Annotated in this window: 17 protein-coding genes; 10 read left to right on the top strand and 7 right to left on the bottom strand. The window is 47.7% G+C overall.

Features of this window, described 5'->3' with window-relative positions; all coding sequences use genetic code 11:
- Positions 1-167: 167 nt before the first annotated feature.
- From CBR65_RS22245 to CBR65_RS06515, 3 genes are read left to right on the top strand one after another with little or no spacing between them, the layout of a single operon-like run.
- Positions 168-491 carry a hypothetical protein gene (locus tag CBR65_RS22245; RefSeq protein WP_087466115.1) on the top strand — a complete coding sequence of 108 codons (324 nt, stop codon included), beginning with the start codon at positions 168-170 and terminating at the stop codon, positions 489-491.
- A gap of 18 nt (positions 492-509) precedes the next feature.
- Positions 510-1,367, top strand: a complete 858-nt coding sequence (locus CBR65_RS06520) for a DUF692 domain-containing protein (RefSeq protein ID WP_087466114.1) — start codon at positions 510-512, stop codon at positions 1,365-1,367.
- Positions 1,368-1,370: 3 nt separating this feature from the next.
- Entirely contained in the window at positions 1,371-2,147 is a 777-nt protein-coding gene (locus CBR65_RS06515) for a DUF2063 domain-containing protein (protein WP_087466113.1), read from the top strand.
- On the opposite strand, the gene CBR65_RS06510 is transcribed toward CBR65_RS06515, so the two are convergent.
- Genes CBR65_RS06510 through CBR65_RS06500 form a run of 3 tightly spaced genes read right to left on the bottom strand, consistent with a single transcriptional unit; the run spans position 2,144 to position 4,929 of the window.
- On the bottom strand, positions 2,144-2,590 hold the full coding sequence (locus tag CBR65_RS06510; protein ID WP_198300884.1) for a response regulator: 447 nt from the start codon (positions 2,588-2,590) through the stop codon (positions 2,144-2,146). The two genes, CBR65_RS06515 and CBR65_RS06510, sit on opposite strands and share 4 nt — an antisense overlap.
- Positions 2,550-4,178, bottom strand: a complete 1,629-nt coding sequence (locus tag CBR65_RS06505; protein WP_087466112.1) for an ATP-binding protein — start codon at positions 4,176-4,178, stop codon at positions 2,550-2,552. Before CBR65_RS06505 ends, CBR65_RS06510 begins: the two co-directional genes overlap by 41 nt.
- Before the next feature lie 16 nt (positions 4,179-4,194).
- The gene (locus CBR65_RS06500; RefSeq protein ID WP_157671991.1) at positions 4,195-4,929 is read right to left on the bottom strand and encodes an ABC transporter substrate-binding protein; all 735 of its coding nucleotides are present in this window, start codon (positions 4,927-4,929) and stop codon (positions 4,195-4,197) included.
- A 371-nt stretch (positions 4,930-5,300) separates the two neighbouring features.
- Here CBR65_RS06500 and CBR65_RS06495 point away from each other — a divergent pair, with 371 nt between their 5' ends.
- Positions 5,301-6,098 (top strand): AfsA-related hotdog domain-containing protein, encoded by a 798-nt coding sequence (locus CBR65_RS06495; protein ID WP_087466110.1) that lies wholly within the window; start codon positions 5,301-5,303, stop codon positions 6,096-6,098.
- Positions 6,099-6,134: 36 nt separating this feature from the next.
- Entirely contained in the window at positions 6,135-6,824 is a 690-nt protein-coding gene (locus CBR65_RS06490) for an HAD family phosphatase (RefSeq protein ID WP_087466109.1), read from the top strand.
- 75 nt (positions 6,825-6,899) lie between these two features.
- Here CBR65_RS06490 and CBR65_RS06485 read toward each other — a convergent pair whose 3' ends face one another.
- Entirely contained in the window at positions 6,900-8,996 is a 2,097-nt protein-coding gene (locus CBR65_RS06485) for a bifunctional diguanylate cyclase/phosphodiesterase (RefSeq protein ID WP_087466108.1), read from the bottom strand.
- Positions 8,997-9,731: 735 nt separating this feature from the next.
- Here CBR65_RS06485 and CBR65_RS06480 point away from each other — a divergent pair.
- The 3 genes from CBR65_RS06480 to CBR65_RS06470 all read left to right on the top strand — a co-directional run bounded on the left by CBR65_RS06480 (position 9,732) and on the right by CBR65_RS06470 (position 12,137).
- Positions 9,732-10,670 (top strand): porin, encoded by a 939-nt coding sequence (locus CBR65_RS06480; RefSeq protein WP_087466107.1) that lies wholly within the window; start codon positions 9,732-9,734, stop codon positions 10,668-10,670.
- 80 nt (positions 10,671-10,750) lie between these two features.
- Positions 10,751-11,149: a hypothetical protein gene (locus CBR65_RS06475; RefSeq protein WP_087466106.1), complete on the top strand. Its 399-nt coding sequence runs from the start codon at positions 10,751-10,753 to the stop codon at positions 11,147-11,149.
- A gap of 241 nt (positions 11,150-11,390) precedes the next feature.
- Entirely contained in the window at positions 11,391-12,137 is a 747-nt protein-coding gene (locus CBR65_RS06470) for a VacJ family lipoprotein (protein ID WP_369825650.1), read from the top strand.
- Positions 12,138-12,176: 39 nt separating this feature from the next.
- On the opposite strand, the gene CBR65_RS06465 is transcribed toward CBR65_RS06470, so the two are convergent.
- A complete protein-coding gene (locus CBR65_RS06465) occupies positions 12,177-12,485 on the bottom strand; it encodes a PilZ domain-containing protein (RefSeq protein WP_087466105.1) in 309 nt (102 codons plus the stop codon).
- Positions 12,486-12,732: 247 nt separating this feature from the next.
- On the opposite strand from CBR65_RS06465, the gene CBR65_RS06460 reads away from it, so the two are divergent.
- On the top strand, positions 12,733-13,920 hold the full coding sequence (locus CBR65_RS06460) for a SpoIIE family protein phosphatase (protein WP_087466104.1): 1,188 nt from the start codon (positions 12,733-12,735) through the stop codon (positions 13,918-13,920).
- 2 nt (positions 13,921-13,922) lie between these two features.
- Positions 13,923-14,405 carry an STAS domain-containing protein gene (locus CBR65_RS06455; protein WP_087466103.1) on the top strand — a complete coding sequence of 161 codons (483 nt, stop codon included), beginning with the start codon at positions 13,923-13,925 and terminating at the stop codon, positions 14,403-14,405.
- A 15-nt stretch (positions 14,406-14,420) separates the two neighbouring features.
- Here the strand turns inward: CBR65_RS06455 and CBR65_RS06450 are convergent, their stop codons facing one another.
- Both CBR65_RS06450 and tal read right to left on the bottom strand, forming a co-directional pair.
- Positions 14,421-14,882: a TerB family tellurite resistance protein gene (locus CBR65_RS06450; RefSeq protein ID WP_087466102.1), complete on the bottom strand. Its 462-nt coding sequence runs from the start codon at positions 14,880-14,882 to the stop codon at positions 14,421-14,423.
- The gene (gene tal / locus CBR65_RS06445; RefSeq protein ID WP_087466101.1) at positions 14,872-15,828 is read right to left on the bottom strand and encodes a transaldolase; all 957 of its coding nucleotides are present in this window, start codon (positions 15,826-15,828) and stop codon (positions 14,872-14,874) included. Before tal ends, CBR65_RS06450 begins: the two co-directional genes overlap by 11 nt.
- Positions 15,829-15,902: the final 74 nt, after the last annotated feature.

The following is a 15,902-nucleotide window of genomic DNA, read 5'->3' as shown; positions in this document are numbered from 1 at the left end:
TAATGTAACGAACCGCAAAGTTGTGCATCTACAGCCCATCAAGAACGTATAGTTATTTGTGTGACGAATGATCTTGATTTTAAATACAGGCAACTGGTGCGTAGCGGTTCGCTGTGCTAGGTTTGGCTGGCTATTTCATCCCATAACGTTAAAACGGAGTCTTTGATATGAATAAGAAAACTTTGTCCCCTCTGGCTGCTGCTCTGGGTGCTGCTTTCATGGCCTCTGCAACACTTGCTCCCATGGCTTCTGCGGTAGAAAACCCTTTCGCAGCCGAGACTTTGACCGCTGGCTACAACCTGGCAGAGAAAGATGCTGAAGGTAAATGCGGCGAAGGTAAGTGTGGTGAAGGCAAGTGCGGTGACGAGAAAGCTGAAGGCGAGGGTAAATGTGGTGAAGGTAAGTGCGGCGAAGGCAAATGCGGCACTGACAAGGATAAAAAAGCCGAAGGTGAAGGCAAGTGTGGCGAAGGTAAATGTGGTAGCCACTAATCCACGTTTGGTGCTGTGATGACCATCCCACCAGTACACGGCGCAGGCTTGGGCTTGCGCCGTAATCTTTTAAACAGCTTACAGGCTACAACCACAACGGATATCCAGTTTATGGAGGTTGCTCCGGAAAACTGGATCAATGTTGGCGGTCGTTTCGGTAAGCAGTTTCGCGCTTACACTGAGCGCTTTCCTTTTGTTTGCCATGGATTATCGCTATCCATCGGCTCGCCCGCGCCGTTGAATGTGGAGCTTCTCCATTCAGTCAAAACATTTTTGCGTGAGCATAATATTCGCTATTACAGTGAACATCTCAGTTATTGCAGCGACGACGGCCAGCTCTACGATCTACTGCCGATTCCGTTTACCGAGGAGGCTGTGCGTTATGTTGCCGGTCGTATTCGCCAGGCTCAGGATATTCTTGAGCAACGTATCGCTATTGAAAATGCTTCATATTACTGCGCACCACAACAGGAAATGAGCGAAAGCGAATTTATCAATGCGGTGATTCGAGAGGCAGACTGCGATCTGCTACTTGATGTCAATAATGTTTATGTCAACAGCATTAACCATCGTTACGACCCCTATGAATTTCTCAAACGTTTGCCCGGTGAGCGCACGGCCTATATGCATATTGCGGGACATTACCATGAGGCGGAAGACCTGCGGGTCGATACGCACGGTGCGCCGGTTATTCCGTCGGTTTGGCAGCTGTTAGAGAGTGCTTATCAACTCTTTGGCGTTAAACCTACGTTGCTGGAGCGGGATTTCAATATTCCCCCTCTCGCAGAGTTGTTAGACGAAGTGCGACACATCCAACGGATACAAGCTCAATGTGATAGCGGGTTTACCGCCCAAGCCAAAGTCGTGAGTGGCTAGCCAATGGCGTCCTTTCAGCAAACGCAATACCAATTTACCCGGCATCTGCGCGACCCCCGGCATTATCCGGCGCCGACAGAGATTGAAGATCGGCGGATGGGTATTTACCGGGATTTGATTTACAACAATATAGAAAGTTTTATCAGCGGTGCATTCCCCATCCTGCGCAGTATTACTGCTGATGATGCATGGCATGGCATGGTGCGCGAGTTTTTAGCTTCCCACCAATGCCAGACACCTTATTTCCTGGAGATCAGTCAGGAATTTTTAAACTACCTGATGCAAGAGCGTGGTTCACGTGCGGGTGATTTGTCATTTATGCTGGAGCTGGCTCATTACGAGTGGGTTGAACTGGCGCTGGACGTCGCAACCGAGATTGTGCCCCCGTCTAATGATTCTGGTCTTTCGGTGCTGGATGGCTGCCCTGACATTTCACCCCTGGTGTGGTGCCTGTCCTACCGTTTTCCCGTGCATCAGATCGGCCCGGCCTATCAGCCTGTGGAGCCACCGCCAGAAGCCAGCTTTCTGGTGGTTTATCGTAATCGTGCGGATGAGGTAAAGTTCCTCGAAGCCAATGCCGTTACCGTACGCTTGTTGCAACTTTTGCAGCAAGAAGCGGGATTAACAGGTAGAGCGGCGCTACAACGAGTTGCGGAAGAATTGCAGCACCCCAATCCAGTTGCATTGGAACAGGATGGTAAGCAGTTGCTGGATAACCTGTTGTCACAAGAGATCATTGCGCAGGTACTGCCAAGGCATGAGGTAATTGAGCCAGCCTAGTTTTTCGCTTTAGGTGGTGAGATATTGGTTTTGAGCCAGTATTGACTGATTTGTTGGAGTAAATCAGAGAAGGCTGCGAAGTCGACAGGCTTTTGCAGATAGCTATTAACCCCCCGGTTATATCCCTCCAAAATATCCGATGTTTCGTCAGAGGTGGTCAAAATCACGACCGGCGTATGCTCATAACAAGGGTGCGCGCGAAGACGTTGCAGAACAGTAAGTCCATTGATGCCGGGCAATTTAATATCCAATAAAATTAAATCCGGATTGCGTGAAGGACAACGACCTTCATGTTTGCCGGTAGCAAATAAAAACTCCAGCGCATCTTCTCCCGAATGTACGACTTGAATGTCGTAACAGCGGTCGTTCTTGGCAAACCCCATTAGAGCCAGCTCGGCTTCGTCAGGATTGTCCTCCACTAACAAAATTGTTTCCGTGCCCACTTTCTTTATTCCTTGACCATAAGGTGAAATAAAACGTTGCGCCTTCTCCCGGTGTCGATTGTGCCCATATGCGGCCACCGTGGCGAGCAATAATCCGTTGAACCGTCGCAAGACCTATGCCAACACCATCAAACTCTTCGGCTTTATGTAAGCGATTGAAGGGACTGAACAAACGGTCGGCGTAAGCCATATCGAAGCCTACACCATTATCAGAAATATAATAGACAGTTTCTTCATTAAGTAATGTTATCCCGAATACAATTTTCGCATTTTGCTGATGGCGGGAATATTTCCAGGCGTTATCCAATAAGTTATTTAATAGCACATCAAAAAAACGTTTGTCGACATCAGCGTAAATATCTGGCTCTGAAATCAACCTAATCTGTCGTTGCGGTTCGCGTTCCTGAATGCGATTAAATATCTCGCTGACTTGTTCAGAAATATTTACCCGTTGCACGGCCATTTCGCCCTGGGTTGCACGGGATAAACGTAAAAAGCTGTCGATCATCTCCGCCATTTCACGCGTACCCACCTCAATACGCGATAGATAATGGCGGCCTTTTTCTTCAAGACGCTCTTCATACTCCTCGCATAAAATACGGCGAAAGCCTTCAATGCGACGTAGCGGGGCGCGTAAATCGTGAGAAACAGAATAACAGAAGGTGCCTAATTCTTTATTAGCTGCTTCGAGTTCCGCTGTGCGTTGGCGCACACGTTGTTCTAAAACAGCGTTCAATCGATTAACTTCCTCTTCAGCTTTGCGCCGCGCAATATTGTCTTCTGCCAAGCGTTTATTTGTGTCGCGTAAATTTTCATAGGCTTGGTGCAGATCCTGCGACAGGTTGTTAAACGCTTTAACCACCAAATCCAATTCATCTTCGCGGGAGGACATCTTGCGGCGCAGGGCCAATTTTTGCGGTTCTTTTTCCACATCAAAATTGCGCAGGAAGTTGGCGATCGTCGTCAGGTGATGGGTCACCAGATAGTAAAAGATGTATAAGGTAAATAAGGACACCAGGAAGGTTTTAATCCCTTGGCTCAGCAGGATCACAATAGCTTTATCCCACAATCGTTGGTACACCTCAGTTAAGGAAACCTGGATGGTCAGTGTGCCTATCTCGCGCGTTTCGCCCGAGACATTGTGAAGGATGGGGTAGGTGCGCACAATAATATTTCGCGTACTTTTCTCGCCGCGAATCAGGTGCAGGGGTTTGGAAAACTCTTCATTGTGTTCGCGGATCTCGACGGCTTTGATATCCGGTAAATGTTTTATGCCATCGAGTTGAAGCTCCAGTTGCTTGATATCCAGATTCCATAAACTTGCGCTGATACTGCCAATGTAACCTCCTTCGATCTCATTCAAGCGACTGTTGATGACATCCAGGTCGCGTTGGTAATCGGTATAAAGTTGCAAGCTGGTGGCGAGCAGGGTAACGAAGGAGCTGAAGATAATGATGTACAACAGCAAATGCCTTGCAATACCGTAATTCTTAACTGCATAAAAGATGTCACGTAAGGCATGTCCGGCAGAAGGTGCTGTCGCGGGAGGTTCAGGAGTGGTCAATTTAATTTTTTCGTTGGCGTTCATCAGGGCCTGACAAGATTTAGAAGTAATAACGGGATTGAATTTGTTTTACTACACCTTCCTTTTTCATATCGGCAATGGCTTTATTGACTTGTGGCATGATGTCCAGGTTGGGTGAGTTTTTTGAGCATTGAAACAATAAGGGTATTTCGGTGAGCGGAAAGGGTTTGCCTAACTGGCCATCCAGGCCTTCCTGCTCAGCCAGGTAGAGCAGAGTGGGAATAGCCCCCACAATGCCGTCTAATCGACCGCGAGCAATCTTGCGCAGCCCGATTAAATAATCTGTATCGTATTCTTTATAGATTTTGGTGTCTTCGTCAAAACGGGGCGTCATGGTAGCGCCTCGAATAACAGAAAGCTTCAATGCCTGAATATCTTCATATTCAGCTATTTCAATACCATTGCGTGGTATCACTCCCATCGGGTGATAGGATATAACGTCGCCTTTCACAACCAGCGTATCCGGCCGGGGAACCAGAATGGTGCAATCGTGGGAGCCTATCTCCAGCTCGCGGTCCACCCTGGCGAAGGGGGTAATCGTGATGTTTATGTCACGGTTTATACGCTGGGAAATTTCATTGACCAGTTCAATGAATGCGCCTTCCATCTTTCCCGCTTCGTTAATCGACGCCCAGGGTGCAACGTCGATGGTGATAAAAGAAAGCTTGTCTGGCGTATCCGCGGCGCTATGCACAGCGAAAACGGTCAATAACGCACCCAGCAGATGCCGGTAGATTTTAGAGAGCGATGGCATTGCGCTACCTTCACAGTCAGTTCGATTAATCAAGCATAGTCCCGGAAAGGGTGCTTTGCCTTCTTTCCCGCCGTGTTGCGATTGACAGGATACTGCCATTTGGCGAGGCCTTTATCTTAGCGTCCTGATTTACCCGTGGCACCTAAATCCTTTCATGTTTTTACTGTTTATTTTTCCGCTTTGCCAAATGTTCCTAGTCTTCATTATTACAAGTCAGTATAAATCTAATGAGTGTGCTTGTGCGAATCTTGATCAGCTCGATAGACGTAGAGGCCACTCAGGACACAATTTTCAGGATGAAAGTTTGAGAAGCACTACTGCTAACGATCACGGCGATCGTAAATTTTTAATTAACTATATTGAGGTGTTTTATGCACAATCGAATCTTACTTGTTGTCGGTGACAAATTCGCAAACTATGTTAAAGGCAAAGATGCCGTGACCTTATCACAATTACGGGGTCTGCTGAGTCTTTCCATACCGCTGCCTAATCAGGGCGTGACACTTCTGGTCCCTGGGCAAGGGCTGGGTGATGAAAGTGTTGCAGAGTTATTGAAGGAAGCTGCTGCATCACCGAACCTCGCGTTCTTTGATTTCAGCTTATGGCATAACCTGCCGAAGCGTGCCGGACGTGCGCTTAGTCACAAACACCATTCAGCGAATACCTTGATTTCCGAACCGCGTCAGCTAACGGCAGATCTTTTCGAATTACACATGATGATCGATGAGAATTGCGAGTTGATGAATGATCACCAAAGTGGTCAGCACGTGCAGGGAATGATTCTGATTGAAGCAGCGCGGCAAGCCATCGTCGCGGTCACAGAAGCTTACCTCCTGCCGAAAAATGGCATTGAGTATGCCTTTGTTTTAAATAATCTTTCTGTTAGTTACAGTCATTACACCTTTCCTGTCGGCGCTGTATTGCGGTGCAATATTCTTAATCAATCCATTGATAACCCCAAGCGTCTGAGCTTCGAGGCGGAAATTCTGGTAGAGCAGTGTGGACAGGCTGTATCCAAATTTATGCTATCAATTGGTGCAATGGAAAAGGTGCGCATCAGCAAAGGCGAGAATATGCAGGCGTTAAAGATGCAGTCCAATTACCTCGCTTATGTGGCTGCCAACATGCACGAGTTCGAAGAACCGGTTAAACAAGTTGAAAACCTGTGATGACGATTATCATCTCACTCGAATGGAGATTTCTTTATGAATGCTGCACTGAAAAACAAACCTGATAGTGTTGGTTATGCTTTTTTCGATGTTGACGATACATTGATTTCGGTTAAAAGCATGTTGAGTTTCCAGGATTTCTGGTACGAGCGGTTTAGTGAGCACCAAGCAAAAGAGCGTTACTACATGGACCTGCGTCAACACATGCATGAGAATGCATCCTGGGAAGTATTAAATCGGTTGTACTATCAGCACTTTGCTGGTCGCCGTGTGGCAGACGTTGAGCAATGTGGCGAAGCCTGGTTTACGCATATGGAAGAGAACCATCCCGATTTGTTCCACGCTGTGCCTTTGGCGGAGTTGAAGCGTCATCAGGATGAAGGAAGAGAGGTAGTATTTGTTTCCGGTTCTTTCCCGGCGATTTTGAAACCGGTTGCCCGGGTAACAAGCGTTAAACACATTCTTTCCACGTTAATGGAAGTGGAGAATGAATGCTACACGGGGCGTATTCTCACTCCCCAAACGATTGGTGCTGGCAAAGCGGAAGCAATAAAAATATTTTTGGCGTCGGTGAATGGTGTAGCAGAACATTGTTATGCATACGGCGATGATATTTCAGATTTACCTATGTTACAAAGCGTCGGAAAACCGACCGTCGTGAGAGGCGGAAGAGGTTTGGAACAGCGGGCGCAAGAGCTTGGATGGCGAATTATATCGCCAGTATGACGATCAACAGAATTCTATAAATAATCTAATGGGCTGCATCTCCATTGCTAAAACTCCTGCTCAGGCAGGAGTTTTTTAATGCAGGGGATTTTCACTGGGCGCTTCCCAGGGCGTGTTTATTTTTTCGCGTAAGTCTTTCAGTGGGCCAGGGTAGCTGAAGAAATAGCCCTGCGCGTGATCACAACCTTGCTTCTGCAACAATTGCCGTTGCTGATCATTCTCTATTCCTTCTGCGACAATCTCCATATCCAAACCATGAGCCATGGTAATAATGGTATCCACCAAGCGATGGGTATTGGGGTCCTCACAGATCTGGCTGACAAAACCACGATCAATTTTCAGGGTTTTAAAGGGGAATTTTTGCAGATACGCTAGTGAGGAATAGCCGGTTCCAAAATCATCAATTGAGAGACGCACACCCAAATCACACAGCGCAGTGATATTAATCTGGGTTTGCGGGTCGTTTTGCATGATGACCCTTTCTGTCACCTCCAACTCCAATTGCGTGGGCGACAAGTTATTAATAAACAATTGATGCGCAACAAAGTTGGCGTAATCCGGAATCTGCAATTGTTTGGGGGATACATTCAGTGAGAGGCGCAACGCACGTTTCGACTCGTGAACCAGTTTGGCTGCGTCGGCACAGGCGGTTGCCATAACCCATTTATCGATTTCCTGGATAATGCCAATATCTTCCGCCATGGGAATGAAATTCACCGGCATCAATAAGCTGCCATCGGGTTGACGCCAGCGCACCAAAGCTTCAAAACCAATCATCATGTTGGTATTGATGTCATAAATGGGTTGGTAATGCAGTTCGAGCTCTTCCAGCGCGATGGCCTGGCGTAAACGCACCTCAAGTTCAAGACGCTGCATCAACTGGGTGTTGATATCCTCGGTAAAAAAATGGTACCGATTGCGCCCGAGTTCTTTCGCTTTGTACATAGCCAGGTCGGCATTGCGCTGGATCAAATTCGCGCTGCGTCCATCTTTGGGTGATAGAGCAATACCGATACTGGCGGTGACAAAATATTCTTTTCCACCAATGAAGAATGGTTGAGCAAAGGCGGCGATAATTTTTTCCGCGACTTTTTCGGCTTCTTTCGGTGTACTGATATCGGGCAGGATGATAATAAATTCGTCCCCGCCCATGCGCGCGAGGATATCGCCATTGCGAATACAACCACTGAGACGGCCAGCTGACTCTCTCAGCACATCGTCCCCGCAGCTATGACCGAGGCTGTCATTAACATTTTTGAAGCGGTCCAGGTCAATACACATCATCGCGGTCTGGCGGTGATTACGGGCCGAGCTTTCCAGAGCGACGTTCAAATGTTCCAACATCAACACGCGATTGGCCAGGCCGGTCAGGTCATCGTAATGCGCCTGACGTAACAGCCGTTCTTCATAGCTGCGGCGCACCGTAATATCTTCTTTGATAATGACAAAGTGGGTTAGGTCGCCGGTTTCATTGCGCAGTGGCGACAGGCTGACAAATTCCCAGAATACCTGCCCATCGCGGCGGATACTGCAAAACTCACCGCGCCACTCCTGCGCGTTGCTGATGCTGTGGCGCATGGCAGCCATAGCATCTGCACTGGTTTGATTTAATAAAGTAAAGCCGAGATCACGTCCAATCGCTTCATTGGAGGCGTAGCCGGTGATCTGTTCATATTTGGGGTTGACGTATTCGATCTGGCCATCGGGGTTGGTAATCAGCACAGAGACGGGACTTTGTTGAACAGCGCTGGACAGTATGCGCACTCGTTCTTCAGCAAGCCGTCGCTGCCGGCGCACCTCAGCCTCCCGAATCTCCCGCTCAATGGCCGGAACCAGACGGGCAAGGGCTTCTTTATTCATGAAATCGTGGGCGCCCTGTTTGAGTAGGCTGACAGTATCTTCTGCGTCTACGGCACCGGAGGTAATAATGAAGGGGATATCCTGGCCGCTTTCCTTGAGTGTCTGCAAAGCGGCTTCCGCGCTGAAACGAGGCATACTGTAATCACACAGTATGACGTCCCACTCTGCCTTGGTAAGGGCATCGAGCATGGAGTGGCGTGTTTCAACACGCTCGGTATGAGGGATAAAACCACCACGAGCGAGTTCGGCGGTAGTTAACTCCGCATCCGCTTCGGAGTCTTCGATGAATAATACATTAAGCGACTTGCCCATTAATCCTATCCACTTGTTCTGCAAACTTGCTCTTCAATTCTTATTTGCTAACTGAGTCCCGGTATCTCTGGGTGCAACCGTGCGACCTCTGCCTCACCGCACAGGCGGCGCATCAAGCAACTAATCACTGTGAACGGAGATGAATGCGTCCCTATAAAGCTGCTTCACTTTACGGGGACAGCATTTAAAAATCCAGCACTTAACTGAAAAACTCGTGAAAAATGATGGACTTATTTGCTTCCCGTCAATTGAGCAGCGGGTTTGTACCTACCGGTTAACAAAGGCATGACCGGCGCATGTTTCTATTTTTATTCCCGAGCTTAAGACGGCTTTTCTATGGAGCATAGCAGTAGATGATTTCTTATGCCGTTTTTTGCGACGCGGTGTTGAATTTTGGCGCAAAAATCAACGTATTGATGATTGCTAGCAGTGCTTTGCCTATATAGTTGCCCAGCAATTACGCGTAATTTTGGTAATTGCATTTCATTGTAGGTTTTTGGCCATTGAAAAAAGAATCAACGATGTGTAAAAAGGCGGTGGCATTTTGCATGTCATTATTTCGCAATAAATTTTTAATGCGATAGTAATCGTTTGGTAACGCAGAAATTGAATCTTTTATTAAAAAGACTCATGGCGTAATTGATCTTGCTCGTTAACGCGCTGCAAACAGATTGCGCCTTCTCGGTCCAACTCCAAGGATCAGAATATTCCAAAAATAATGTCAGGGGACATTCCATGAAAAAAGCATTATTACCTGCTGCTATTGCAGCGTTTCTCCCGTTGAGTGCTATGGCTGATGTGACCGTCTATGGTAAAGCGAATGTTTCGCTGCAGAACGCAGACGAAGGCGGGGACTCAAAAATCGAGCTGGTCAGTAACGCGTCGCGTATTGGCATCAAAGGCGATGAAGTGATTTCTGATGGCCTTAAAGTGATTTATCAATTTGAGTACCAGACCGAAATGGATGATGGTGTGGGTGGCAATGGCCAAACCTTTGGTCAGCGTAATATTTTTGTCGGTTTGCAAGGTAAAGCCGGTACTATCATGGGCGGGAATTTCGACACGCCTTTGAAAGCGGTTCAGGAGAAAGTAGATCTGTTTAACGATCTTGAAGGCGATCTTGCGCACATTTTCAATGGTGAAACACGAGCCAGCAATATTGTGCAATACGTTACCCCGGGTTCTTTTGGTCCTTTCACTGCGACAGTGGCTTATATTACAAAAGAAGATGATGACATTGATGACGGTGTCTCCGCATCGTTAGGCTATAGCACATCTAATTTATATCTTGGTGTTGCTATGGACCAGGATGTACAGGCAGAAGGTATTGATATTGTCCGTGCAGTTGGTCGTGTTAATCTTGGCCCGGTGCAACTGGGTGCGATGTTTGAAAGCACAGATGTCGACGGTATTGATGACAGTGATGGCTTCCTGGTTTCAGCATTGTGGAGTGTGACTGATGCGTGGGCATTAAAAGCCCAGTATGGCGAGTCAGATCTTAAATTGTCTCCGGCTGCATTAGACGGCGAAAGTGCCAGTGTGGGTGTCGACTACAAGCTATCTAAAAGTGCGACTCTTTACGGGTACTACACCGCGATTGAGAATCAGGATGTACTGGAAGTTGCTCAGCGCGATGATGATTACCTCGGTATTGGTTTAGATTTGAAATTCTAATACTGAAGTTGCACTGACGGCGTCAACATAAAGGGTGCATATGCACCCTTTTTAGTAGGTAAAAATTATTGGAAGTCCAGATGAAAAGGTTATTGGTTGTATTGCTTTGTATGGGTGGTGTGAACCTGGCAAGTGCCGAAGAATGCGAGCCAGCGGTAGATGCGGCGGAATCATTGAACGTGAATGCATCCGATGACTGTGATTATAAGGATACTGGTTTGAATGGAGCTGTACATCGTTGGTTTAAGCGAGAGATATCTTCTTCATCTGCATCAAGTTCGCAATCCATAGCAGGCAATACGCGAGCCTCAATAAAAATGTCTCCACCCGTGAAAGATGCAGAATCCCTTGCGACGGCGCGCTACACATTGTTGTCAACAATCAGTCAGGAGTGTATGCAAGGATTTCGGATTACTGATGAGCTATTTCTCCCTGTTGAGGATAAGTTGACCATCAGGTTGCTTTATGAATGTCTCTAGCTGACTTTTCTTTTTAATATCCTTTTAAACATCGTTCGCTAAATTGCTTATGGTGCATGGCGCTGTTGTCGTCATCAAGGCCTTTCGGTAAAGTGGTACCCTTATCTCAGGGCGCGCCTTCACGGTGTTGATGGCACGATGGTTCAATGGAATGGGAACCATCAATCAGCCTCACACTCTGTTTGTTGTCCCCGATGTTGATTTTCCAGCCCTAGTGCTCAACTTCACATGAGACCCAACTGTGAGACAAATTAATTACGTTACCCGCAAATCCGTTGCGTTCGCTGGCTTGCTGGCCATGGCGACTCTAAGCCTACCCGGTTATGCCCAGGAAGAGGCGGACCCCTGGCAAGGTTTTAATCGCGCCATGTTTGCTTTTAATGATGTGACGGACCGTTTTCTCTTTCGGCCTCTGGCGAAAGGGTACGTTTTTGTGACGCCCGGATTCGTCAGGAAGGGCGTGGACAACGTCATCGATAATGTTATGGAAGTTCCTAATGTCTTGAATGATGTGCTGCAAGGTAAAGGCAAGCAAGCCGCTAATGATACCGGTCGCTTTTTGGTCAATAGTACCGTGGGCTTGGCCGGGCTATTTGATGTGGCTCAGCACATGGGTATGAAAGCCAGTGATGGCGAGGACTTTGGACAAACCCTGGCTGTTTGGGGGGTGGATCAGGGGCCTTACATCGTGCTGCCATTTTTGGGGCCAAGCACATTGCGTGATGGTCTTGCCACACCAGTGAATGTTTATTCTGATCCCCGCACTTATATCGATCACATCCCGACACGCAATACGGTTACTGGTGTATCTCTGCTTAATACCCGTGCAAATTTACTGGATCTGGAGCGCCACATCACAGGAGATCGTTACACGTTTATCCGGGATGCATACTTACAGAGGCGTCAGTTTCTGATCAATGACGGCGAAGTAGAGGATGACTTTGGTCTGGACGATGAGTTTGGTGATGCTGAAGATTTTGGCTACTAATTTATTCAGTGGCTGAGAACTTTATAGAATGTAGAAGCCTCATTTGAGGACTTCTACAATCTCCAGGCCCAGCTCATACGTGCCTTTATCGTTTGATATTGAACGTACTACCCGCGTTCTGGCTTTAAGTGTCGGATTATGGCCATGATCTGAAGACACTTCGACGTCCAGTTCGGTGCCCGTCGCGATATTTTCATTCGTTTCAACTCTCATTCCGCCGCCGCTGAGATCCAGGCAATTGCCCTCAAACACCCGTTGATCTGCCGAAAGCGTGGCCGTCAGCGGAGCGCTGATTTTCATGCGTATAAAATCTCTTTTCTCGCTATAGGCTTTATCCGACAGGCTCATGGCTCACTCCTCGTTATCTTCATTATGAAAGCCGCCGGAACGGGCAGCTCGATAGACAGCAGGAACAGACGTAAAAAGTATCAGCAGGCAGTAAGAGTCTAGCACAGCCACTCGGTGGCAAAGTTGGGTTTAAGGTACGTTAAAAACGCGGTTTTTAACAGCTTGCTTAAGGTCAGATAAGAGAGTAGTGTTATGCGCCTCGCAGCGTGTATAAACATGATTCCACAGGTGTCTGACAGGGCTAGGGATGACAGACAGAAGTAGAAAACTGCTCATCATCGACGACGATACCCTTGTTCGTCAGAGTGTCGCAACATACCTCGAAGATAGCGGCTTTGAGGTCATCCAGGTCGCCGATGGCAGCTCGGGTGTCCGCGCTATCGCCGAAAACCTTCCCGATCTGGTCATTACTGACCTGCGTATGCCCGACCTTGACGGTCTACAAGTCTTGCAGCAACTCCATGAACAACTCCCCGACCTCCCGGTTATTGTTATCTCCGGCGCGGGCGTTATGAGCGATGTAGTCACAGCATTGCGCTTGGGCGCGCGCGATTACCTGATTAAGCCAATTATGGATATGGAAATGCTTGTGCATTCAGTGCGCAAGGCATTGGATCATAGCGACCTGATACTGCAAAACCAGCGCTACCGGGACAAACTTGAACAGGCTAATCGCGGGTTGCGGGAGCATCTGCGAATTCTGGAGCGTGATCAGCTGGCGGGACGCCAGGTACAACGTCGATTGATGCCTACCCGCTTGCACACTCACGACGGTTATGATGTCGGGCACTATATCGCCCCCTCTTTATACCTGAGTGGTGATTTTGTTGATTACGCTCATATCAAAAAGCGCTATCTGGCGTTTTATCTTGCTGATGTTTCAGGTCATGGCGCTTCATCGGCCTTCGTTACTATCTGGCTCAAGCACATTGTTAGTCGTATGGTTCGTGAAGAAGGGCTCTTCGGCGATGCGGATTCTTTCGAGCGCGGCACGGATGCCATGCTGCAAATCATAAACCGTGAATTGAATGAAACACGATTGAATCATCACCTCACTTTCTTTGTCGGAGTAATAGACACACTGACAAGGGAGATGCGTTATGTGGTGGCAGGGCATTTACCGATGCCGATTCTGGTTACCGCGGACGGTGCAAGGTTTCTGGAGGGTTTCGGTAAACCGGTGGGTATCTTCAAAAACGTGACATGGCAAATTTATACGCTACAGTTACCAGAGGAGTTCTCATTAATTTGTTTCTCCGATGGGGTGTTGGAAATACTGCCGCAAAAAGAATTGCTGGATAAAGAAGCCCATCTACTGAATTTAATCGCACAGCAGGGGCAAAGCCTTGAATCTGTATGCGATGCGTTAGCGATAAAAGAGATTGGGGAAACTCCCGATGATATCGCGATACTGACGATTACCAGAGGTAAATAAGCATGCGACCCGGGCAGATTCTGGTTGCCGATCATGAAGGCGTTTACGTGATCAAGATGGTAGGTGATGTCCGTTTAACCTTATGTATTTCCTTTGATCAGTTCATTGACTCCATGTTTGGTGCCGAGGACTTTTCTGCGGTCTTGTTTGATTTATCGGAAGCGGAAGCCATTGATAGTACAACGCTCGGCCTGATGGCTAAAATCTCTCTACAAGGTCAGGATCGGCATAACATTATCCCCGTCATACTCTCTACTAATCCCAGCATCAACCGCATTTTGCAGACCATGGGTTTTCAGGATATTTTTACGATTGTTAATGAGCTGCAAACGCCGGTTTGCCCGTCGCGGGAACTGGCAGCGGATGTAAATGACGAACATGAGGTCAAGGAAAAAGTACTGGAAGCTCACAAAATTTTGATGGGACTAAACCAGGAAAACAGCGCAACCTTTCGTAACCTGGTGAAGATGCTGGAATGTAATTGAGCGTAAATGCTCGGATCAACCTATCTCTGCTCTGACGATACTCTTCGCTCGAATAAAGTCCGAATGGCTCACGTGAATTAAATCCGCTACTTTACGAATCACATACTCTTCATATTTGTCGAGTTGATTGTCGGCATAGGCGATTTCCCACATACCTTTGATTAACTCAAATTTTTCCGAGGCAGTGCATTCGTTGTTGATGAGCTGCGTAAACTGGTAAAGCGATGTTGCCTCAGCAGCCTCAGTTTTGGCGAGATCAGCTAATTCCAGCAATTGTTCGTGAGGCAAAGAGAACTTTCGCTCCAATAAATTAACCAGCGCGTTGAGCTCTGTGCCATCCATTACATGGTCAGCTGTGGCGACTTCAATTAACAGTGCTGCCACCGCCAACTGTTTTTGGGCGAAGGACAAGGAAGGCGAAGCGCCACCTGCTGGCTGCAGGTGGCGTTCGAAGAAGCTTGATAGTTTACTGAGCACGAGATTTAAGCAGGTTTTCCAGGTTAATCTGATCTTTCACGAAATTACGAATACCGTCAGCGAGCTTATCGGTGGCCATTGGGTCGTCGTTCATGCCGAAACGGAAGCTCGCTTCGGAGTCATGTACCTTGGTAATGGCTTCCCCAACATTATCCGGTGACAGTACGCGCTTGAGATCGCCGGTGTCTTTGTCCAGTTCTTGCAGAAGTTGTGGGCTGATGGTCAGTCGGTCACAACCAGCCAAGGCTTCGATTTCACCGGTATTGCGGAAACTTGCACCCATTACTACCGTTTTATAACCATGTTGTTTGTAGTAGTTGTAAATGCGGCGAACTGAAACTACGCCCGGATCTTCTTCCGGCGTGTAGTCTTTTTTATCGGTATTGGATTTGTACCAATCGAGAATTCGGCCGACAAATGGCGAGATCAGAAATACACCAGCATCGGCGCAGGCAGAAGCCTGATTGAAGCCGAAGAGCAGGGTGAGGTTGCAGTTAATACCTTCTTTTTCCAGGATTTCGGCTGCACGGATACCTTCCCAGGTTGATGCCAATTTGATCAGCACGCGTGATTTATCGATACCGCCTTCTTGGTATAAATCGATCAGGTGGCGCGCTTTGTCGATGCTGGCTTTAGTATCAAAGGACAAGCGTGCGTCTACTTCGGTGGAGATACGGCCAGGAACCAGTTTCAGAATTTCGCTACCGATGGCTACCGCCAAATGATCACAAGCGGCACTGATTTGTTCGGCGCTGCCCTTGGCACCTTTCGCCGCTGTCAGGGAATTGTGTAGCAAATCCTGGTACTGGGGCATTTGCGCGGCCTTGTAGAGCAGCGAAGGGTTGGTCGTCGCGTCCACAGGTTTGTATAAACGAATGGCCTCAATATCGCCGGTATCGGCAACTACATCGGTCATCTTTTTCAGTTGTTCAAGTTTGGTAGTCACTGTTGTTGTCCTGTCAGGGTCGAAGCTGTTGGTATGTTTTAATATAAGCCGATATTGTAATACTTTATGGGGCG

Source organism: Cellvibrio sp. PSBB006 (assembly GCF_002162135.1).
GTDB lineage: Bacteria > Pseudomonadota > Gammaproteobacteria > Pseudomonadales > Cellvibrionaceae > Cellvibrio.
Note: the sequence above shows the minus strand (reverse complement) of the source record. Positions and strands in the feature narration are given on the sequence as shown.